At 53.7% G+C, this 19569-nt stretch carries 16 protein-coding genes and 1 tRNA gene; 11 read left to right on the plus strand and 6 right to left on the minus strand.

The window, feature by feature from the left end; all coding sequences use genetic code 11:
• Nucleotides 1-4 precede the first annotated feature (4 nt).
• Together ychF and MPQ_RS09965 are read left to right on the plus strand one after the other, a co-directional pair.
• Nucleotides 5-1090 (plus strand): redox-regulated ATPase YchF, encoded by a 1086-nt coding sequence (ychF, locus tag MPQ_RS09960; RefSeq protein WP_013442812.1) that lies wholly within the window; start codon nucleotides 5-7, stop codon nucleotides 1088-1090.
• Nucleotides 1091-1179: 89 nt separating this feature from the next.
• A tRNA-Met gene (locus tag MPQ_RS09965) sits at nucleotides 1180-1256 on the plus strand.
• 236 nt (nucleotides 1257-1492) lie between these two features.
• Here the strand turns inward: MPQ_RS09965 and rpsT are convergent.
• The gene (gene rpsT / locus MPQ_RS09970) at nucleotides 1493-1756 is read right to left on the minus strand and encodes a 30S ribosomal protein S20 (RefSeq protein ID WP_041362297.1); all 264 of its coding nucleotides are present in this window, start codon (nucleotides 1754-1756) and stop codon (nucleotides 1493-1495) included.
• 250 nt (nucleotides 1757-2006) lie between these two features.
• On the opposite strand from rpsT, the gene MPQ_RS13740 reads away from it, so the two are divergent.
• Together MPQ_RS13740 and MPQ_RS09975 are read left to right on the plus strand one after the other, a co-directional pair.
• Entirely contained in the window at nucleotides 2007-3143 is a 1137-nt protein-coding gene (locus tag MPQ_RS13740; RefSeq protein WP_013442813.1) for a DNA cytosine methyltransferase, read from the plus strand.
• Nucleotides 3133-4173 (plus strand): hypothetical protein, encoded by a 1041-nt coding sequence (locus tag MPQ_RS09975; protein ID WP_193373538.1) that lies wholly within the window; start codon nucleotides 3133-3135, stop codon nucleotides 4171-4173. Before MPQ_RS13740 ends, MPQ_RS09975 begins: the two co-directional genes overlap by 11 nt.
• A gap of 176 nt (nucleotides 4174-4349) precedes the next feature.
• On the opposite strand, the gene MPQ_RS09980 is transcribed toward MPQ_RS09975, so the two are convergent.
• The gene (locus tag MPQ_RS09980; protein ID WP_013442815.1) at nucleotides 4350-5264 is read right to left on the minus strand and encodes a LysR family transcriptional regulator; all 915 of its coding nucleotides are present in this window, start codon (nucleotides 5262-5264) and stop codon (nucleotides 4350-4352) included.
• 97 nt (nucleotides 5265-5361) lie between these two features.
• Here MPQ_RS09980 and MPQ_RS09985 point away from each other — a divergent pair, with 97 nt between their 5' ends.
• The 7 genes from MPQ_RS09985 (at nucleotide 5362) to MPQ_RS10015 (ending at nucleotide 13544) form a co-directional block, all read left to right on the plus strand.
• Nucleotides 5362-6915 (plus strand): NADH-quinone oxidoreductase subunit L, encoded by a 1554-nt coding sequence (locus tag MPQ_RS09985; RefSeq protein WP_013442816.1) that lies wholly within the window; start codon nucleotides 5362-5364, stop codon nucleotides 6913-6915.
• Nucleotides 6916-6931: 16 nt separating this feature from the next.
• Nucleotides 6932-9463 (plus strand): YbcC family protein, encoded by a 2532-nt coding sequence (locus MPQ_RS09990; protein WP_013442817.1) that lies wholly within the window; start codon nucleotides 6932-6934, stop codon nucleotides 9461-9463.
• Nucleotides 9463-10314, plus strand: coding sequence for a DUF6671 family protein (locus tag MPQ_RS09995; RefSeq protein ID WP_013442818.1), 852 nt, complete (start codon nucleotides 9463-9465; stop codon nucleotides 10312-10314). Before MPQ_RS09990 ends, MPQ_RS09995 begins: the two co-directional genes overlap by 1 nt.
• A gap of 113 nt (nucleotides 10315-10427) precedes the next feature.
• Nucleotides 10428-10697 carry a hypothetical protein gene (locus tag MPQ_RS10000; RefSeq protein WP_013442819.1) on the plus strand — a complete coding sequence of 90 codons (270 nt, stop codon included), beginning with the start codon at nucleotides 10428-10430 and terminating at the stop codon, nucleotides 10695-10697.
• Nucleotides 10698-10708: 11 nt separating this feature from the next.
• Nucleotides 10709-11104, plus strand: coding sequence for a GNAT family N-acetyltransferase (locus tag MPQ_RS10005; protein WP_013442820.1), 396 nt, complete (start codon nucleotides 10709-10711; stop codon nucleotides 11102-11104).
• Nucleotides 11104-11658, plus strand: a complete 555-nt coding sequence (locus MPQ_RS10010; RefSeq protein WP_013442821.1) for a thermonuclease family protein — start codon at nucleotides 11104-11106, stop codon at nucleotides 11656-11658. The genes MPQ_RS10005 and MPQ_RS10010 overlap by 1 nt, the downstream gene beginning before the upstream one ends.
• A gap of 251 nt (nucleotides 11659-11909) precedes the next feature.
• A complete protein-coding gene (locus MPQ_RS10015) occupies nucleotides 11910-13544 on the plus strand; it encodes a phosphoethanolamine transferase (protein WP_013442822.1) in 1635 nt (544 codons plus the stop codon).
• A 154-nt stretch (nucleotides 13545-13698) separates the two neighbouring features.
• Here the strand turns inward: MPQ_RS10015 and MPQ_RS10020 are convergent, their stop codons facing one another.
• The 4 genes from MPQ_RS10020 to MPQ_RS10035 all read right to left on the minus strand — a co-directional run bounded on the left by MPQ_RS10020 (nucleotide 13699) and on the right by MPQ_RS10035 (nucleotide 19448).
• The gene (locus MPQ_RS10020) at nucleotides 13699-14247 is read right to left on the minus strand and encodes a hypothetical protein (protein ID WP_148225288.1); all 549 of its coding nucleotides are present in this window, start codon (nucleotides 14245-14247) and stop codon (nucleotides 13699-13701) included.
• A 91-nt stretch (nucleotides 14248-14338) separates the two neighbouring features.
• The gene (locus tag MPQ_RS10025; RefSeq protein WP_013442824.1) at nucleotides 14339-15256 is read right to left on the minus strand and encodes a hypothetical protein; all 918 of its coding nucleotides are present in this window, start codon (nucleotides 15254-15256) and stop codon (nucleotides 14339-14341) included.
• Between the two features lie 14 nt (nucleotides 15257-15270).
• The gene (locus MPQ_RS13575; protein WP_013442825.1) at nucleotides 15271-16542 is read right to left on the minus strand and encodes an ef hand domain-containing protein; all 1272 of its coding nucleotides are present in this window, start codon (nucleotides 16540-16542) and stop codon (nucleotides 15271-15273) included.
• Complete coding sequence (locus MPQ_RS10035) at nucleotides 16539-19448, minus strand: type VI secretion system Vgr family protein (protein ID WP_083801068.1); 2910 nt, start codon at nucleotides 19446-19448, stop codon at nucleotides 16539-16541. The genes MPQ_RS13575 and MPQ_RS10035 overlap by 4 nt, the downstream gene beginning before the upstream one ends.
• Nucleotides 19449-19569 lie beyond the last annotated feature (121 nt).

The raw sequence follows: 19569 nt of genomic DNA on the forward strand, positions 1-19569 counted from the left end.
CCATATGAAATGCGGAATTGTCGGTCTACCCAACGTTGGTAAATCCACCCTGTTCAATGCCATTACCCGTGCCGGTATTGCTGCGGAAAACTACCCCTTCTGTACCATTGAGCCCAATGTCGGCATTGTGGAAGTGCCCGATCCGCGCCTCAAACCGCTGATCGACATCGTCAACCCGCAAAAAGTACAACCCGCGATTGTTGAGTTCGTCGACATCGCCGGTCTGGTCGCAGGCGCCTCCAAAGGCGAAGGCCTGGGCAACAAGTTCCTCGCCAACATCCGCGAAACCGACGCTATTGCCCACGTGGTGCGCTGCTTTGACGATGGCAACGTCGTACACGTCGCAGGCAAGGTAGACCCGCTGGACGACATCGAAACCATCAACACCGAGCTCGCCCTTTCCGACATGGAAACCGTAGAGAAAACCCTGCAGCGCGAAGGCAAAAAAGCCAAGTCCGGCGATAAAGAAGCCATCGCCCTGTGTGCGGTACTTGAGAAAATCCAGAAATGGCTGGACGAAAGCAAGCCCGTGCGCACCCTGGGCCTGGATGCCGACCAGCTGCAACTGATCAAGCCCCTGTGCCTGATCACCGTCAAGCCTGTCATGTATCTGGCAAACGTGGACGAAAGCGGCTTTGAGAACAACCCGCTGCTGGATAAGGTTGTGAACCTCGGCAAAGCAGAAAACGCCCCCGTGGTCGCCATCTGCGCCAAGATCGAATCCGAAATCGCCGATCTGGAAGACGAAGACAAAGCCATGTTCCTCACCGAACTCGGCCTGGAAGAACCCGGCCTGGATCGCGTTATCCGCGCCGCCTACAGCCTGCTCGGCCTGCAAACCTACTTCACCGCCGGTGTGAAAGAAGTGCGCGCCTGGACCGTAAAACGCGGCTCCACCGCCCCGCAAGCCGCTGGCGTCATCCACACCGACTTCGAACGCGGCTTCATCCGCGCCGAAGTTATCGCCTACGAAGAGTTTGTGAAAAACAAAGGCGAACAAGGCGCCAAGGAAGCCGGAAAAATGCGCCTGGAAGGCAAGGAATACATCATGCAGGATGGCGACGTCGTCCACTTCCGCTTTAACGTGTAATTCGCCGCCAGGCCAATAAAAAAGCGCAGTTTGGCTTTGACAAAGACCCGCTCAGAAAATACAATAGCGGGCTTGTTTCAACAGTACCCGGTGATGTAGCTCAGCTGGTTAGAGCACAGGATTCATAATCCTGGGGTCGAGGGTTCAAGTCCCCCCATCACCACCAATTTAAAAAGGCCTCCCAATCGGGAGGCCTTTTTCTTTGTTATTGCGTTCTTTTGCAATCAAGTCTCAACACTGGCTTCAAAGTTTTACTGCAAGGTGAATAGAAATCTGCGCAGACCTCATCTGGAATTAGCGTCGCATTTAGTGGAGTACTCCGGCAAAAAAATATCCTGCTTGCTAGAAAATGCAAAACGCACTCTCAAGAAGTCAAAAGTTATAGCCTGACTATCCGGAGCACTATGCCAGTGCTTTTATAGATGCTGACAACCGCTTTTTATCTCTAGCAGCCTTATTCTTGTGATATATGCCCTTATCAGCGATCCGATCAATAATCTTAGTATTTAATTGGAACGATAACAGGGCCGCACTCTTATCCTTTGTACTGATAGCAAGTCTGATTTTTTTTAATGATGTACGATAAGCAGACCTCAAGCTTGCATTATGATTCCTTGCTACAATTGCTTGCCTTGCTCTCTTTTTTGCCTGTGATGAGTTAGCCATTGAAAAATCCTTTAAAAAACATGCATTGCATCGATTTAAATATATAGTTGAAGTGTCTGAGCATATCAGACAGCTTAAATTTTCGATTATTTGTAAAGATATTGTACCAGAAGAGAAGTTTTTTACTTCACATTTAGAATATTATTCTCTTACAAGAACCAATCCACAAATTGAAATAAATTAAACCACTCTTAATGCAGTATTTAATTATCAGGTATACATGCACACATTTACTAAAGGAGGTACTTATTTGAAAGCCGTTGAACTTTTTTCTGGCATTGGCGGATTTCGATTAGCATGTGATAACAAGAACATTAGGACAGTATTTGCTAATGACATAAAAACTTTGGCTTGCGATGTATATGCAAGCCAATTTGGAACATCCGTGCTTCACAGAGGCGATATCAAAGATTTTTTTGATAAAATTCCAGATCACGACCTCCTTACTGCAGGCTTTCCTTGCCAGCCATTCAGTAGTGCGGGAAAAAAAGAGGGTATTCGTGACCCCAGAGGTACACTATTTCAATCAATAGTAAAAACCTTAGATAAAAATAAGCCTAAATATTTCATTCTCGAAAACGTTAAACGTCTACTTTCTATGGAAAATGGAGAGCATTTCGCAACCATACTCCAAGAACTTTCAACTTTAGGATATTGTGTAGAGTGGCGTTTAATTAATGCGATACATTTTGGCCTACCTCAAAACCGGCAAAGACTGTTTATTACAGGGATAAGAGATCATGAACCAAAAATTCGCTTGCTGCCAAAAAGTGATATTGATCAACTAAGCTCTGGGCATTTAATCTTGGCTAGGGACCCAAGTCGTTGGCAAGAAATTAATGTGCATGGAAAAGCTTTTCCTAACTGGGGACTGGCTAAAGAAGGAAAATTTTTGGGATGCAATGTCAATAAATTTTCCGATGCTGCGCCGCCTGTATTATTAAGGGATATATTAAGCTCAGAAGTACCATCTGATTTTGACTTCACAGAAACGACTTTATCTTGGTTAGCAAATAACACTCCCGTCAATAGATATTATCAAGGTGTAGAAATTATAAGCAATCAGGGCGGTGGAGCAAGAATGGGATATACGATTTACGGAATTAATGGAGTTTCTCCAACACTTACCGCTTCAACAAGTAGACATTATGAGCGCTATAAAGTCGGTGAAAAATTCCGCCGATTAACAAATTATGAGTACGCAAGAATCCAAGGATTCCCCGATCATCATTGTCAAGTAGTATCGACATATAATCAATACGAGTTATATGGAAATGCCGTTCCGCCGCCAATGGTTGAGTGGATACTTGGACGAATTTTTCCTGATAAAAATGAAGATCTATGGCCAGCAATAAACCAATTAGAGATATTTGATCATGCCAACTAAAGAAGAGCTACGTCAATTTGTTAAAGAGAATCTTGATGGACTCATGATGAACCTCAATAAGGGATTAAAGGGAATTGAAGTAGAGAAACTTGAAACCACTTTAAATCGCTTAGGGCGTGGAGGAAATCTACCCCACTGGTATTCCATCCTTAAAGATGAAGGTAGACTTCCAAATTATGATGGCAAAACTGTTGGAAGTGTATTAGAAATGATCTTTGTTGCTGTCCTAGAAAATATGATAAATCAAAAACTAGGTGCAAATATGGAGTTTAAGATAAATCCTGCTCGCGGTGTTGACTTACCTGATCTAGATCTTGGCATCAAGTCGCCTTCAAAAAATTTCTGCACAAGCGAACCCTACTTTACGGCTTATGAGCGACTTTATGGCAATCAACACGATGCCATTATTCTGCTTACAGATTACCAAGAAGCTAAAAAGAAAACATCATTAACTCTTCAAGTTAGTGAATGGAAATATCTCCGAGGCTCAGAAATAGCTGATGCAAATCTTTGTAGACTAGCGAAGAAGAATAGAGAGTTTATTCTAGCAGATGGGGATGAAGGAAAAGCAAAGCGACTATTTGGATTTTTAGCGTATGTAAATCAAAGTGACTGGAGGGGTTTGCAATTATTAAAAGCAATTAATGTACTTCAATGTGAGGAATCTATTGCCAAGATAATAGAAGCTTCATTATTAGATTTCGACGAAAAAAACAAGGTGCGAGAAGAAAATGGCAAGATCCCAATTCCTGACTCCGAAAAAGATGCAATTGCCAGAATTTTGCACGGAAGACCACTTTGGCATCAAGTAATAATTGCAGCAGATTGTTGGGTTACAGACTTTTTAGTTGATGCTGGTAGAGCTCCTAATGCAATAGAATGGGATCGACTAAAAACAGGTCCACTTGACGGAAAAATTGGAATGAGCTTTGCACTCCAATGGCGATATAATTTTGGTCAATTATTTAGATCTGTGCAGGAACTTCAAAATGAAAATGTCGAAGTTCCTGGACAACTTGATCTAAGCTAAATAATTTTTATGGAATGTTAGATTTACATGGCATACCTGAAAAATAAAAAATTCTAGTCAAACAATTCAGCCTTTTTGATTAGATGTATACATATCCATCTAATTTAGTGAAATAAATCCTAAATTATAAGTAGATATTTTGGTATTATTAAATATAGCTAGCCTAATGTGAAGCATTAAGCGTCACCTCCCATCGTAAATAAATCCTCCGGCCTCCCCGCCAACAACTTCTCCAATGCCTCAATCCGATGCCGATGGGTAGTGGTAATCGCATAAAACCGCTCTTGCAATGCCGCTGAGTGACCTACCGTCACCAGCACCCCAGCACGCAACTCATCCTGCACCACCACTTCTGGTAGCAATGTTAGCCATCCGCTATCGCGGGCGATCAGGCGCAACATGGCCATGTCGTCGACCTCGGCTCTTAGTCGGGGGGCGACGCCTGCGGTGGCGCACAGGGCGTCGAACTGGGCGCGCAGGGCGTGGCGTGGGCCAGGCAGGGCGATATCTACACCATCCAGATCTTCGGGGATGCGCAAACTCTGCGATGCCCAGCGGCTGGCGGGGCCGACCAGCGAGATGGATTGGCTGCCCAGAAACAGGCAGTGCATGGGGCGGTCCGGGTCGGCGGGCACCGTTTCATTACTCAGCACCACATCGAGCTGGTGTTGCACCAGGCGCGCTACCAGGTCATTCAGCAGGCCGGATTCCAGGGTGAGTACCACGTCAGGGTCGGCGAGTAGCGGGCGTATCCAGTTTTCCTGATAGTTGCGCGACAGGGTACCCACGCTGCCTACGCGCAGGCGCGTTAGCCCGGCGGTGCGGCCTTGCAGGCGCCCGAGCATTTCTTCCCCCAGCCCAAAAATATTGTCGGCATAGGCCAGCACCAGCTGCCCGGTATCGGTGAGGATGAGCTTGCGGCCTTTGCGCGTGAAGAGGTCATCGCCAAACCGCTCTTCCAATTGACGAATCTGTGCCGAGACGGCGGATTGCGAGGTATGCAGCTCCTCAGCGGCGCGGGTGAGGTGCCCGAGTTTTGCCACCCGCCAGAAATACAACAGATGATGAAAATTGAGTTGGTCGAGCTTCATTGTTTTATTTTTAATATCAAATCGTTCTTATCAATGTATTTAACAGAACACGCAGTGTCAAGCATGATACGCCCCATCAACTTTGAAGGTTTATGGGATGGGATTTTTCCAGGTGTTATACAAGGTCAGCGCATTGGCGCCACTGGTGCTGATGGCTGGAGTGGCGCTGCTGGCATGGCTGGGGCGCTTTTCAGATGCCACATTGTGGCGAATATTGCGCGTGGGCTCGTTTGCCGCGCTGGCGATGACGGGGCTTGCCATCGTCACGAGCTCTCAGGGCATGCTGTGGCCGGGCGTGATCAAGGCCACGGGCCTGAGCATGGTGATGGCCGCGCTGGTGCAAATGCTGGGCACGGTGATTGGCGGGTTTTCCAGCCGCTATCTGCAGGGGGAGTCCGGTCAGGCGCGTTACATCGCTGCCCTGGCGGCGGTGCTGGCGGCCGTGCACCTGCTGGTGCTGGCAGATCACTGGGTGCTGCTGATAGGCGCCTGGGCCTTCGTCGGGGTGGCGTTGCAGTCACTGCTGTGCTTTTACCCTGACCGGCCGTTTGCGCTGCTCGCCGCCCATAAGAAACGCATCGCGGATCGCCTGGCCGATGTCATGCTGATCGTCGCGGCAGCGCTGGCATGGGTGGAAGTGGGCAGCGGCTCGCTCTCCGCGCTGATGGCGCACCTGAGCCAGCACACCATCTCACCGGCATTGCAGATCAGCGCTGTGGCGCTGGTGCTTGCCGTTATTCTGCGCACGGCTTTGTTGCCTGTGCATGGCTGGCTGATACAGGTGATGGAAGCCCCCACGCCCGTCTCCGCCCTGCTGCATGCCGGGGTGGTGAATCTTGGCGGCGTGGTGTTGATTCAGTTTGCGCCTTTGCTTGAGCAGGCCACACCGGCGCGCCTGCTGCTGTTGGTAGTGGGCCTTGCCACCGCGGTGCTGGCGGGCATGGTGATGCTCACCCGCATCAGCATCAAGGTGCGGCTGGCGTGGTCCACGGTCGCGCAGATGGGCTTTTTGCTGATGGAATGCGCGCTCGGCCTTTACACGCTGGCGGCCCTGCATCTGCTGGGGCATTCGCTTTATAAGGCGCATGCGTTTCTTTCGGCATCGGGCATTGTGCGCCAAACCCGTTTGCAGGCATTGCATGGCGACAGCAAGCCGAATGCGCTTAGCCTGCTCTGGGCGCCCTTGCTGACGATTTCTGCCGTGCAGCTGACCACGGGCCTCTCGGCACATCCGGCCTGGCCATGGTGGTGGAGTGCGGTGCTCGGCCTGGCCTGGGCACCCATGATCTGGCAGCCGGCGGCGCCAGCCGGGTTTGCTTTTCGCGCGGGTCAGCTGCTGACTGGCTTATTGATGGTATTTGGCCTTGCCTTGGCCGCCATGCTGGCACATGCCCTGCCCCTGGGTTTGCATAATGCGCCGCACCCGTTGCTGGGGCTGATCGCGCTCACCGGCATGGCCACCTTGTATCTCTGCCAGGCCATGTTGCAGCGCTGGCCGCACCTGCTCTCCCGCTGGCGGCGGTGGAGTTATGCCGGCTTTTATGTCGACGAGGCCTACACGCGCCTGGCCTTGCAGCTGTGGCCCACCCGGTGGATACCGCATGCGGGCACCCATATCAAGCAGGAGGCAATCACTGATGTCTCACGCTAACTCTGAGGAAACCATGATGAATACAGCAGTCGCGCAGCCGAGCACCTCAAAAGCCAAAGCCGACAAAGACATATTGCATACGCAGATTGCCCAGGCCTGCGAACAGGCTTGCCAGGCTATCGCGCCCACCTGGCCGCTGGACCGCGCCATTGCCGTTAACCCGCATTGGTCGCGCATCGGCATGCCAGTGAGAAAAGTGGCCGCCCGCATGGCGGTGCTGGGGGGGATTCAGGTGTTCCCGCCGCGCAACTTGCAACGGCAAGCCTGGGACGAGGGGCGCATTAGCGAGGCTGACCTGGCGCAGGCGCTGCAGCAGCTGCCCGAGGCGCAAGCGGCGGGCCTCAGCCCTGGCGATTGCATCGCTGCGCTGCACAGCGAGCCAGCGCTGGAACATTTGCCCCTGCTGATTGATGTGCTGGATAACGACCCGCATCGCCATACCCGCCTGTCCTGGCGGCAAGCGATTACGCATCAGGTGAGCCAGACCTGCGCCGCGTATTTTGACGAGCATCAGGCCGACTGGCACCCGGAGCGCACGCAGGGTTTGTATGCCTTCTGGCGCGAGACCCTGCAGCATGATCATGGCATCGGCTTGCTGATGGGCCTGCCGCACATCGGCCAAGCCATCGACGCGCTGCCCGTCACCGCCCAGGATGCAGAACGCTGGGTGCTGGAACGGCTGGGCCTGCCGCAGGCGGTATGGGCAGATTATCTGGAATCGGTGCTGCTGACGGTGAATGGCTGGGCCTCGTGGTGCGCCTATCTCGGCTGGCAGGCCAAGCTGGAAAATGGCGAAGATGCCCACCTGGGCGAACTGCTGGCGATCCGGCTGGCGTGGGGGGCCCTGTTGCTGGAATGCAAGGATGACAAGGCCAATGATCAGGCGTTCGTGACATTGCAACGCGCCTGGGAACATGCGCCACTGCTCTTGCTGGCCGCCGAGCGGGCCTTGCTGGTGGATGAAGTGTGGCAAGTGGCGCTGGAGATAGGTTATCAGCGCGAGCTGGCTGCGAAGCTGATCTCGGCTGGCAAAACTGCGCCTGGCTCGCAAGCCATTGAAGTGCAGGCCGCCTTTTGCATTGATGTGCGGAGCGAACCCTTGCGCCGCGCGCTGGAAACCGCATGGCCGGGCATTCAGACGCTGGGGTTCGCAGGTTTCTTTGGTCTGCCGGTGGCCTACACCCCGCTGGCGACAAAAGCGCGGCGCCCGCAGTTGCCTGGCTTGCTGGCCCCTGCGATGGAAGTAGTCGATAGCATCATCAGCGCTGAGCCGGAAAAACGCGATGCCGATGCCGCCCTGCAAAGCGCCTCCGTCCGCAGCCGGCAATACCGCTTTGCCGTGACGGATCAGTGGAAAGCAGGCAGCCGCTGGCCGGGTGCCGCCTTCTCCTTCGTGGAAGCGGCAGGCCTGGGTTATCTGGGCAAGATCGGCCAGTGGCTATGGCCAGGCTTGCAGCCCCGCTCGCGGGATGATCTGGCAGGCTTGCCTGCGCGTCATCAATCCATTTGCCGCCCACACCTCATCGGCGTGGGGCTGGAAGGCAAGATTGATCTGGCCGCCCGGGTGCTGCAAGGCATGGGATTGACCCGCGAGCTTGCGCCCATGGTGCTACTGGTGGGGCATGGCAGCCAGTCTGCCAATAATGCCCATGCCGCCGGGCTGGATTGCGGTGCATGTTGCGGGCAGACCGGCGAAGTCAACGCGCGCAGCCTGGCCTTGCTGCTGAATGAACCCGAAGTGCGCCAAGGCCTGCAGGCGAAAGGCATCGCCGTTCCCTCACATACGGTATTTGTCGCGGCGCTGCATAACACCACCACCGATGAGATAGAGGGGTTTGATCTGGACCTGCTGCCAGAAGAGGCCCGCGCCCGCTGGCAAACGCTGCAACAGGTGTTTGCACAGGCAGGCGACCAGGTGCGCCGCGAACGTGCGCCCGGCTTGCAGCTGGATGCGCAAGCTTCAGATGATGCATTGCTGGAGCAACTGCGTCGCCGCGCCAACGATGGCGCCCAAACCCGCCCCGAATGGGGGCTTGCCGGCAACGCGGCCTTTATCATCGCGCCACGGCAACGCAGCCTGGGCATCGGTCTGGAGGGTCGCAGTTTTCTGCATGATTACGATGCCAACCAGGACCCAGACGGCAGCGTGCTGGAGCTCTTGATGACGGCGCCCATGCTGGTCACGCACTGGATCAACTGGCAATACCACGCCTCCACCTGCGATCCGCAGCGGCTGGGCAGCGGCAACAAGCTGCTGCACAACGTAGTGGGTGGCAACCTTGGGGTATTTGAAGGCAACGGCGGCGATTTGCGGATAGGCCTTTCGCGGCAATCGCTGCACGATGGCAAGCGCTGGATTCATGAGCCTTTGCGCCTCACCGTGGTGATCGAGGCCACTCAAGTCGCCATTGAAGCGGTGATTGCCAAACACGCGGTGGTAAAGCAGCTGGTGGACAATGGCTGGCTCCACCTGTGGCATGTTGAATCATCGCATCTGCAACGTTACGGCCATGGCACGTGGTCCGCAGTGGAGTTGGAACAGGCTTGATGGCAGGGCGATCGCGCTATGACGGATGTCGTGTAGCCCTGCTCACCCAGCACGGCAAGGAGAAGGTGATCGCCCCCATGCTGGAGCCCGCGCTGGGATGCCGCATCGAACTGGTCACGGGGTTTGATACCGACCAGCTGGGCACCTTTACCCGCGAAACGCCGCGCCCTGGCACCCAACTGCAGGCGGCAAGACAAAAAGCGCGCAAAGGCATGGAGCTGGCGGGCACCCGCCTCGGCATCGCCAGTGAAGGAAGTTTCGCTGCTGATCCGTTTTCCGGCATGCTGCCGTGGAATGTGGAGCTGGTGACCTGGATAGACGATGCGCTGGGCATTGAAGTGACAGGCATCGCGCAGGGCGCGGACCGCAAGGGGCACATACTGAGCAGCCATTGGCAGGACATCGCCACCTTTGCCGAGCGCGAAGGCTTTCCCGAACAGCATTTGGTATTGCGGCCCGATGGTCAGGATGATCCCCGCATCCACAAATCGATTACAGACTGGGCGAGCCTGCAACAACATTTTGAGCACTGCCTGGCGCAATCTGCCAGCGGCCAGGTATTTGTCGAGCGCGACCTGCGCGCCTTTGCCAACCCGACCCGCATGCAACGCATACAGGAAGCGACAGCCGATCTGCTGCGTCGCCTGCAATCCCTATGCCCGGCGTGCGATACGCCCGGCTTCTGGATCAGCGAGCGCCTGCCGGGTTTGCCGTGTGCAGCCTGCCGATGGCCGACTTCACTCGCGCATAGCGAGGTTTGGGCCTGCCTGCGCTGTGATCATCGAAACACCATCCCCTTGGCAGAGCGCTCGCTGGCAGATCCGGCGCATTGTGCGTACTGCAATCCCTAGGGTACTTTTGGCTGGCTAGTGAACGTGTGAATGCAGCCGATAATTGTCAGCCCGCCTGTCGAGTTATCCATTAGCAGCTAAAATTCATGCTTACCATTCGATAAAGCAATCCTATGATGTTCTTGAAGAATGCATTGAGATTTCTGGCGCTCGCTAGCCTGCTGGCGCTGGTTGCCGGTTGTGGCGGAGATACTTACGACAGCTATGTGTACCCCGACAAGCTGGAGCTGGATGACCCCATCGCCCTGGGGCAATTCCCCTCGCTGCAAGCCTGCCGCGAAGCCTCGCTGGCCAAGCTGAAGGAGCTGAATGCCGAATCCACCGGTGACTATGTGTGCGGGCAGAATTGCCATGACCATGCTTGCCAGTCGGCCCAGAAATAAACCCAACATACATGATTCACTACCGTGAAAACCATCCGCTGAACCCTGCCGATGTGGCGCGGGTGTTCAAGGCGTCGGGCATTAAGCGGCCAGCGGATGACTTGGCGCGCATAGCGGCGATGTTTACGCATGCGAATCTGGTGTTTTCTGCGTGGGATGGCGACACCCTCATAGGCGTGAGCCGGGCGCTGACGGATTTCAGCTATTGCTGCTATTTGTCTGATCTGGCGGTGGATGCGGCGTATCAGCGCCAGGGCATAGGCGAGGAACTGGTGCGGCTGACGCAAGAAAAAATAGGCGATCAGGTATCGCTGATTTTGCTATCCGCGCCGGATGCGATGGACTATTACCCCAGGCTGGGGTTTACACTGGCGGATAACGCTTACGTGATCCGCCGCCTGACCTGATGTTTGCCCTTCCCCCTATTCGTTTTGTATTGCCATGGCTGTGTTGCCTGGCGCTAACCGCGCATGCCGATGTCAGTGGCAAGGTGGTGTATATCTCCGATGGCGATACGCTCACCGTCAAAACCCCGGACAATCTGAAATATAAAGTGCGCTTGCAGGGCATTGATGCGCCGGAGCAAGCGCAGGCCTTTGGCAACAAGGCCAAGCAGGCGCTGGCCGAGTGCGCGCGCGGCAAAGAAGCGATGATAGAGAGCCAGGAGACCGACCAATATGGCCGACTGCTGGGCAAGGTGTGGGTGGATGGCACGGACTGCAATCTGCGCCAGCTCACGCTGGGCATGGCGTGGCATTACAAGCATTTTGCCCGGGAGCAGACCGAGGCAGACCGTCTGCGCTATACCGCGGCCGAGCAAACCGCCCGCGATGAAAAGCGCGGCCTGTGGGCCGATGCCAACCCCACCGCGCCCTGGGATTTTCGCCAGCAGGAAAACCTGCAAAAGACGCAGGATGCCTTCAAGCAGCAATGGATGATGCATAACCACCGCTTCCGATAGCGCCAGGGTTTTCCGCCGCCATCTTTACCAAAATATGCAGGCTGTAAATCATGGTTGTGAACATATTTGCGGGGTGAATTTAGCCCGCCGGTACACCCCCTCCCACCCCACCACACAAGCCTTTGATTTTTAATTAACAAAACCTCTTATAAGGTTCATACTCTTTACGCGGGCTTTGGTACGAATCGTGCCATGTAGTAAAGAAGCCCATCACAGCTGGGCATTACTTTACAACACGAATAAAGAGTCCCATGTTTTCTACTTGTAACCGTAAAACCTTGCTGGTTGCCCTGTTTCTGATGGCAACCGCCAATATCAGCCTGTTTCAGCGCTTGCTGGAGGTGTATCCCCTCAGCCTGGGCAATGTGCCGTTCCTGATCTCCCTGACCTTGTTTTTCACGTTTGCCACCGCGCTGTTTCTGCTGCTGGTAGCGCATACCCGCGGCGCACGCTGGCTGCTGGCCTTGCTGGTGCTGGTGGCATCGCAAGCGGCGTATTACATGGATACCTACGGCGTGGTGGTCGATACCGTGATGATCGACAATATTGTTCATACCGATACGCAGGAGTTTGCCGGCCTGCTGAGCTGGGGGCTGGTGCTGCGCACCTTGTTGCTGGGCGTGTTGCCCGCATGGCTGATTATTCGCTACTGGCCAGACGGCCGTGGCTTCAAGGTGGAGTTCAAGTCCAAGCTTTCGCTCACGCTGCTGCTCATCATTGGCATGGTGTTGGTAGTGGCGCCGTTTACCGCGCATTACGCCTCGTTTATTCGTGAGCATAAAATCACCCGCGCCTATTCCAACCCGATTTACCCCATCTACTCGCTGTTTGGGTATGCGCGAGAAAAGTTAAAGTCATCCGCGATTACCAAGCTGACGGCCACCGCGCCCGATGCGGTGATGATAGGCACGCCATCGCGGCATGAGCTGATTATTCTGGTGGTGGGCGAAACCGCCCGTGCCGATCGATTTTCATTGAATGGCTACCCGCGTGACACCAACCCCGAGCTCGCCAAGCGCGACGTGCTGAGCCTGCATAACGTCACCTCCTGCGGCACCTCCACGGGCGAATCCGTGCCCTGCATGTTTTCAGCATTGGGCCGCAAGGATTTTGACCGCGAAAAAGCCCTGCATTATGAAAACGCGCTGGATGTGCTGTTTGAGCATGGCGTGCAGATTCTGTGGCGCGACAACAACTCCGACTCCAAAGGTGTAGCCACACGCATGACCTACGAAAACTTCAAAAGCCCCACGCTGAACAAAGTCTGCGACACCGAGTGCCGCGACATCGGCATGTTGGGCGGGCTGGACAAATACATCGACAGCCACAAAAACAAGGATATCCTCATCGTGCTGCACCAGATGGGCAACCACGGCCCCGAATACTACCGCCGCTACCCGCCCGAATTTGAGCGATTCAAACCCGCCTGCAAAAGCAACGAACTCAGCCAATGCACGCAGCAAGAACTCGATAACGCCTACGACAACGCCATTCTGTATACCGATTACTTCCTGGCGCACGTGGTGGATTTTCTCAAGCAATACAACGAAACCCACGCCACCGCCATGCTATACGTGAGCGACCACGGCGAATCGCTAGGCGAACACGGCATCTACCTGCACGCCGCGCCCTACATGATCGCCCCGCAAGAGCAAACCCACATCCCCGCCATCGTGTGGATGGGCAAGCACTTTGACTACAAACTAAGCGACCTCAAACCCTATCAGGATCACCCCTTCAGCCACGACGACCTCTTCTGCACCCTGCTGGTCTCGTATGAACTCAACAGCAAAACCTGCGACAGCAAACACGACGTCCTCATGCACAACGCCGACGTCATCAGCATGCTGCAGCAACAAGGCCAGCTGCATACGGCCATGCAGTAAGAGTCAGCATTGTGCTGACGAGAAAAAGCCCGCCAATGATGGGCGGGCTTTTTGTCTGGCAGAGACTAAAGGATCAGTCAGCTTTTACACTGTGCGGGCCGCTGCCATGCACCAGCACAAACAGCAGAGCTTAATCAGCATTCTGGTTTAAAGATTATTTAGGATGGTTTGCTCGCTCGACTTCATCCGCGCCAGGTGGAAAATCTGTGAACATCAAAGCGCGCATATCATCCGGATTTTGAGTATCTTCAGGGATGTCGGCACTAGTATCTGAGCGCGATTTATAAATACGCCAGCCATCTGGTATCTTTTTCATATAAAAACGTACTCGACCGGAGTCATTTTTGAAGAGAACGAGCACCTCAGCAAGACTACCCTTTATAACAGGAATCTGAATTTGAGGCGTCGGATAGTCTGGAAGATACTCCCCCTCGTCAATTGTTGGATATCTAAGAGGTAAGAAGCAAGCCCCTTGCGCATCTTTAAATAAAGATTCTTTTACGATGAATCCTTCCATAAATTGGCAATGTTTTTTCGGTTGGAATTTATTATTAAACTCCGCACCGACGTATATGGCCCTGGTAATTCCGTAGAACTGCTGTACTAATTTAATTAATTCCTGCTGATCCTGGCTAAAGCGGGATGAAACCTCAGCGTTACTCGTCAGTGATAAAAAAATTAATCCATAAAAAATATATTTCATATTAATGATGTCTATCAAATAAAAGCTTTGTAGGAGAAATTAAAGTGCATTCTTAATTTCAAATTTCACTTACCTGTTCATCACCAATCTCCTATTTTTCAGGTACCGAGATAATATCGGTCCAGGATGCATCACCTGGATCGACCTTTTTATCTGCGGCATTACAGGCACGTATTACCTTGCGAGCTTCGGCGATGGTGCTGATGGTGTTCGGGTTACCCAAACAGCTACTCTCTTGGTAGAGCTTGAGCTTCCCCCATTCCTCCCTTAGCAGCATTAGCACAGTGCTGGTAAATACTGGCGGCTCATTTCTGGGATCAACGGGTGCGGCAGAGTCGATATAATTTAAAACAAAAAGCAAGCCGTCAGACGCATCTTTTGCAATAGCCACTGCACTTAAACTGCTGCATAAAGGCCAACCTTCCAGATACCGCGGATCAATTGGCTTGGTGGATTTTGGATTGTATCTCTTGTAGTAAAAGTCGAAAAAAGTCCGCTCTTTCTGGCCCGGCATCTGTCGTGGATCGCGCGCAATGTTCAGTGGAGCAACTGCCTCAATCTTCAGATTATCTGGATTCAGAAAGAAGACATGACAGGTTGATTGTGTTCTCGCAATTCCTTCACAAAAAGATTCATTGTCAGAATGATTCGCCGGACAACTTGGCTCTGCCATCAGAAGAGGATTAAAAGAAGTAACAATGGCTAGAAGTTCTTTCCCGTTAAACTTAACCAGATACGGCAGATTAGGATTGTCATTTTTTGGATACGCTACAGTGTCTTTCCACTCCCAATCAAACTGACCGCAACTCTGATATTTACGATTGTCACCATACGGATAATCCTTTGATATCTTAGAGTTATCAACGCAATATTTATCAGTTATTCTCTTAATTTTAGTCGATAATTCTGGCGATTTATTTTTGTCATATGGTGCTGGCTTTATCGTAATATCTGCATCACACCTGAATGTCACCATCAAGAATAAAAATGCACAAACAATATATTTCATATTAATAATGTCTATCAAATAAAGGATTTATAGGCAAGCTTTACGTAGCTTCTTCTATTGATAACGGGGTTAGTTTTTCCTTCATAGCTCCCAGCCAAATTTTTATCAATTTCACCAGGGTTAATTTTTTTGGTAACGCCATCTATGGATTTATCATCAATCCCGTTATCTGCAATTTTGTAGCACTCATTTCGCACCCAGTAAGAGATAGCAGACCTTAATGTATAAGGCCACTCTGACAACAACTCCGGCTTCTCGACAAAGTTGATCAATCCGTCATCCCAGAGCAGTCTGTAATACACTGTAAAGTTCGAATAATTTGCTTTACCCGTGGTTTGATGCATACCTCTTCCCCTGTATCGCCACCCATCCCCTGGATTGGTATTCTGAAAACCCTTCTTTCCTATCCCATAAACCTTATTCGCAATAACTTCCTGGTTGGCTTTTTGAATGACCTTCTTTTTCCCATTCTTAAGCTTTTCAACAATACGACCATCCTCTTCTGCTTCTTTATGCAGTTTTCCGTAATAACTGCTGAAGGTACCAATCAACCCTGACGGGGTGTAATTGAAGCTTTCCTCTTTGCCAGAGAGTGATGGCGATTCCTGCTTGATTTGCCCAAAGAAGTGGGCGCGCCGATACACCGTGTCGAGCTTGTATTTCACCAGATCGGTATTCAGCTCGTCGGCTACTTTTTTCAAGTGTTCGTCGGTGGGGTGTCCGTGGGCGTTTTTAGGAAAAATCTTGCGCAGTTGTTCAGGCGTGATCTTGTCTGGCACCGGTCGGTCGACCGGATAAAGGGCATTGCCCTTTTCGTCGCGCTTGGGTGGGTGAACATCGACCCCCTGATTGGTCATCGGGGATGGGCCGGGTGGCGGTGCCGGTCTGGGCGCGGTAGGACGGGGTTTAGGTTCTGCGACAGGAATAACCGGGTGTGTTTTGGCCTGAACTTTGAAGGTATTCAGGCATTTTCTGACCAAGAGAGGTTTGCCTATCTGCGGTATCACATCGTCCAGTTTTTTGTAGTCATTGCGCGAACGCGACCATACCCATGTTTCTATGGGTTGCAGGGTTTTGGGGCTGAGGGTAAAGCAATAGCCGTTGACGGTGGTCGTGCCTGATACTTCTTTGCCCTCATAACGAATTTTGTAGCGAACACCGTCCAAGGGTTCCAGATGGCGGTTGATAAAACATATCATGACCTTGCCTGGTTGCTCCTCCGCCAGCCTCATGCTGGATTTGAGCAAGCGCCACTCCCGCTCCAGAAAGTCTTTCCATTCACTCATTGTTCAGTCTCCAATTCACTTTCTGGGTCTGTTACCGTTTCGATAAAATCTTCCCACTCGCCATCGCCCAAAAACACCTCAACCGACTCTTGCTCTTTTGTGCTTGCCACAAAGGTGCGGGTCAAGCTATCGAGCTCTCCTCGCCCAATAATCTGAGGCGCGTTGCTATCGGTCCAGATTTCAAAGGACGACTGTTCCAACTCCGGGTCGTTATGCACAAAACTACCCACATCCAGTAGCACAGTATTGGGTTCATCTGGTTTGAATATCGGTAAATCAGGCATGACCACCGGCTGGCTCTTGGCCTGTGGCATGCTTTGCGATGCGGAATACACAGACCATTTGCCCAGGGTGGCGCTCTCAATGCTGGCGGCGGTCCAGTGCGTGCTGCTGCCACCGCCGTTGATGACGATCTCTTTGTCGGCGGTGAGGTGGATGCGGTTGGCGTGGTAGGTGATGTTGAGTTTGGAAAAAAGCCGGATATTGCGTTGCAGGGCTTTGAATTCGATATTCATGCCTGCGGCAATCAGGCGTAGCCCGCCGTTGTAGGCAAATAATTTGATCGCCTCTTTAAAGCTGCCTATCAAACTGCGATTGGCACTCAAGCTGACATTGCTGCCCGTGGTAATGGCATGGTCTTCGCCACTGTGCTGATGGGTGCTGCCCGGGGTGGTGCTGGCAATGCCCGCCGGACTGGCCATGACCAGGTGCGGTTGCTCCAGTTCGGGGAAGGCGGTGTCGGGGTTGCTTGTCTTGTCGTTGGTGGTGGTATTGCTGCTCTTGTTGCCGGTAATACCGTCGTTCTGCCCCTGCAGTCGTTCGCTCACCCTGGGCTGGTCGTCGTTGTCCTGCGCCTGGTGCTGGCTGGCGAGCTGGCCGAGGTCAGCATGCTGGGCTTGCGCCTGTTCTAGTCTTGCCGTGGTCTCGCTGAGGTCGGTGAGGTGGTTCTGCGCTTCTCGTCTCGCTTCGGTGGTAAGGATAAGGCCTTGTCTGGCGCGGATGGCCCCATGCCCATCGGTGCGGAGTTCCAGCCCTTCACCCCGGTAGTCCAGCCGTCCGGCATTGCCGTCTATACGGGTGATATGCCCCAGGCTTAAGGAGGAGCTGTCATGGTCGCTCTTGAGCTGCAGCTGGATCTTGCCACCGGTGTCATCGAGGATGAGGTGATTGCTGCGGCCCGCCGCGCCATTGCCCCCACCGGGGATGAGCTCGCGCGAGCGGATGCCGCTCAAGGCTTGCTGGGCCGGGAGCTGCCACGGGGGCAGGTTGAGCTGGTTGTAGAGACGGCCGGTACAGATGGGTAAATCCGGATCCCCGCCGAGGAAATCAATCAGCACTTCTTCGCCTATGCGTGGCAGGTGCATGGCGCCCAGCTGATTGCCTGCCCAGGCTTGCGATACCCGTACCCAGCAACTGCTGTGCTGGTTCTTCAGCCCATAGCGGTCCCAGGGGAACTGCACCTTGATGCGACCGTACTGGTCGGTGTAGAGATTGCTCTCGGCGGTGTCGCCCGTAGGCCCGGTGACGAGGGCGGTCTCCGGGCCATGGGTACGTGGCTTGTGGCCGGGGGCATGCGGCAGCAGCACCTCGGGACGCAGCACTTCGCGGGTGGGCTGGCCGCTGAAGTGGGTCTCCATGCGCCAGGTGCCGGTGAGTTCGCCTGTCAGCGCGCCACTGATGCTATCCACGATGGCGGCACGCACCGTTGAAGCTGAAGAGGACACGGTCTCTTCACTCACATTCTCAATCAGCAAGGTGGTGCTGAGGATCAGGTACTCCTGATTGGCCTTTGCTCTGGGATGCTCTTTGAGGGTAAAGGTATGGCCAGGCACGACGCCACGGATATGGCCTTCACCTGCCACCCGGTGACCGGGCTGGCGCAGGGCTTCCATGCGCAACCGGGCCAGGAGCTCACCTTGCGGTTCGGTCTGGTTGGCTTCGCGGTCCATGCCGGCATTGGGCTGGCTGTAGTCACTGCCATGATCGGTGCGCCATTGGTAGACCTCGTTATCGGCATGGGCGGTATTACGGGGCTGGGCGTTGCGCGCAGCAAGCTCGGCCCGGGGACGGGTGTAGTCGTAATCGCGGCTGGCATAGACGCCTGAGGTCAGTTGCTCGGCATCGCTGAAGTGGTGCAGGTACTCTGCATCGGTCTTATGGTCTGGTGGGTAATAGGCAATGGTGTGATAGCCACTGGCCGGGTCATCGGGCTGGAATGGCGTATAGGCGCCATTGTGATCGGCCAGTACCAGGGTATGGCGCCCGTCGTCATGGCGGAAATGAAAGCTGATGCCCCACTCCCGCCACAACCGGGTGAGGAAGGCAAAGTCGGATTCGTTGTATTGCACGCTGTAGTCCCGGGCGGGATAGGTCTCGATCAGCCGCTTCTCCAGCGCATAGGGATAGTCCGCCAGTACGGCTTCGGTGATCTCGACCACGGTCTGGTCCTGGAACACCTTGCAGTCGGTGGTGAGGGTGGCGAGGTGGAGCCAGGGGCGTAGCGTAATGACATAGAGCGCATGGCGGCTGTCTTCGCCAGCGTGGCGTATGTCGGTGATGAGTCCACTGACATACCGTGTGCCTGCCCCCTGATTCGCCATGCCGAGATCGCCCAGCGCACCGGGCAGGAACTGGCCGTGGCCTTCGAGGCTGATGCCGCAGGTCAATACTTGACCCATCAGCGGACCGAAGTCGAGATCACTGCCGACTTCCCCCAGACGGCTACGCACCGTGAGCTGGTAGTCAAACAGGGTGTTGATGCCCTCCCGCCCTTCCAGGCGGACAGGCTCCAGCCCATCGGGCAGGATCTGATGGAGTGCGGGACATTGCAGGGTAAGCAGGCGACGGGAGGATAACAGCGAGGGCAGCATGACAGGGAATCCGGGGCTAAAGGCGGGTTCGATCATGCACAGGATTGCGAAATCAGGGAATTGCCCTTAAGGGTAGAAATGACGCCGGGCGTAGTCCTTTCAACACCGATAATAAAAAAACCCGCCAATAATGGGCGGGCTTTTTGTTTGGCTGAAA

The organism is Methylovorus sp. MP688, assembly GCF_000183115.1.
Lineage (GTDB): Bacteria > Pseudomonadota > Gammaproteobacteria > Burkholderiales > Methylophilaceae > Methylovorus > Methylovorus glucosotrophus.

Excerpts from the sequence above, each read along its gene's own strand:
- MPQ_RS10005 (WP_013442820.1), top strand. The coding sequence starts at position 10,709 with ATGATTCACTACCGTGAAAACCATCCGCTGAACCCTGCCGATGTGGCG.
- MPQ_RS09985 (WP_013442816.1), top strand. The coding sequence starts at position 5,362 with ATGGGATTTTTCCAGGTGTTATACAAGGTCAGCGCATTGGCGCCACTG.
- MPQ_RS09975 (WP_193373538.1), top strand. The coding sequence starts at position 3,133 with ATGCCAACTAAAGAAGAGCTACGTCAATTTGTTAAAGAGAATCTTGAT.
- MPQ_RS10010 (WP_013442821.1), top strand. The coding sequence starts at position 11,104 with ATGTTTGCCCTTCCCCCTATTCGTTTTGTATTGCCATGGCTGTGTTGC.
- MPQ_RS10035 (WP_083801068.1), bottom strand. The coding sequence starts at position 19,448 with ATGATCGAACCCGCCTTTAGCCCCGGATTCCCTGTCATGCTGCCCTCG.
- MPQ_RS10015 (WP_013442822.1), top strand. The coding sequence starts at position 11,910 with ATGTTTTCTACTTGTAACCGTAAAACCTTGCTGGTTGCCCTGTTTCTG.
- MPQ_RS10000 (WP_013442819.1), top strand. The coding sequence starts at position 10,428 with ATGATGTTCTTGAAGAATGCATTGAGATTTCTGGCGCTCGCTAGCCTG.
- MPQ_RS09995 (WP_013442818.1), top strand. The coding sequence starts at position 9,463 with ATGGCAGGGCGATCGCGCTATGACGGATGTCGTGTAGCCCTGCTCACC.
- MPQ_RS09990 (WP_013442817.1), top strand. The coding sequence starts at position 6,932 with ATGAATACAGCAGTCGCGCAGCCGAGCACCTCAAAAGCCAAAGCCGAC.
- rpsT (WP_041362297.1), bottom strand. The coding sequence starts at position 1,756 with ATGGCTAACTCATCACAGGCAAAAAAGAGAGCAAGGCAAGCAATTGTA.
- MPQ_RS10020 (WP_148225288.1), bottom strand. The coding sequence starts at position 14,247 with ATGAAATATATTTTTTATGGATTAATTTTTTTATCACTGACGAGTAAC.
- MPQ_RS09980 (WP_013442815.1), bottom strand. The coding sequence starts at position 5,264 with ATGAAGCTCGACCAACTCAATTTTCATCATCTGTTGTATTTCTGGCGG.
- MPQ_RS10025 (WP_013442824.1), bottom strand. The coding sequence starts at position 15,256 with ATGAAATATATTGTTTGTGCATTTTTATTCTTGATGGTGACATTCAGG.
- MPQ_RS13575 (WP_013442825.1), bottom strand. The coding sequence starts at position 16,542 with ATGAGTGAATGGAAAGACTTTCTGGAGCGGGAGTGGCGCTTGCTCAAA.
- ychF (WP_013442812.1), top strand. The coding sequence starts at position 5 with ATGAAATGCGGAATTGTCGGTCTACCCAACGTTGGTAAATCCACCCTG.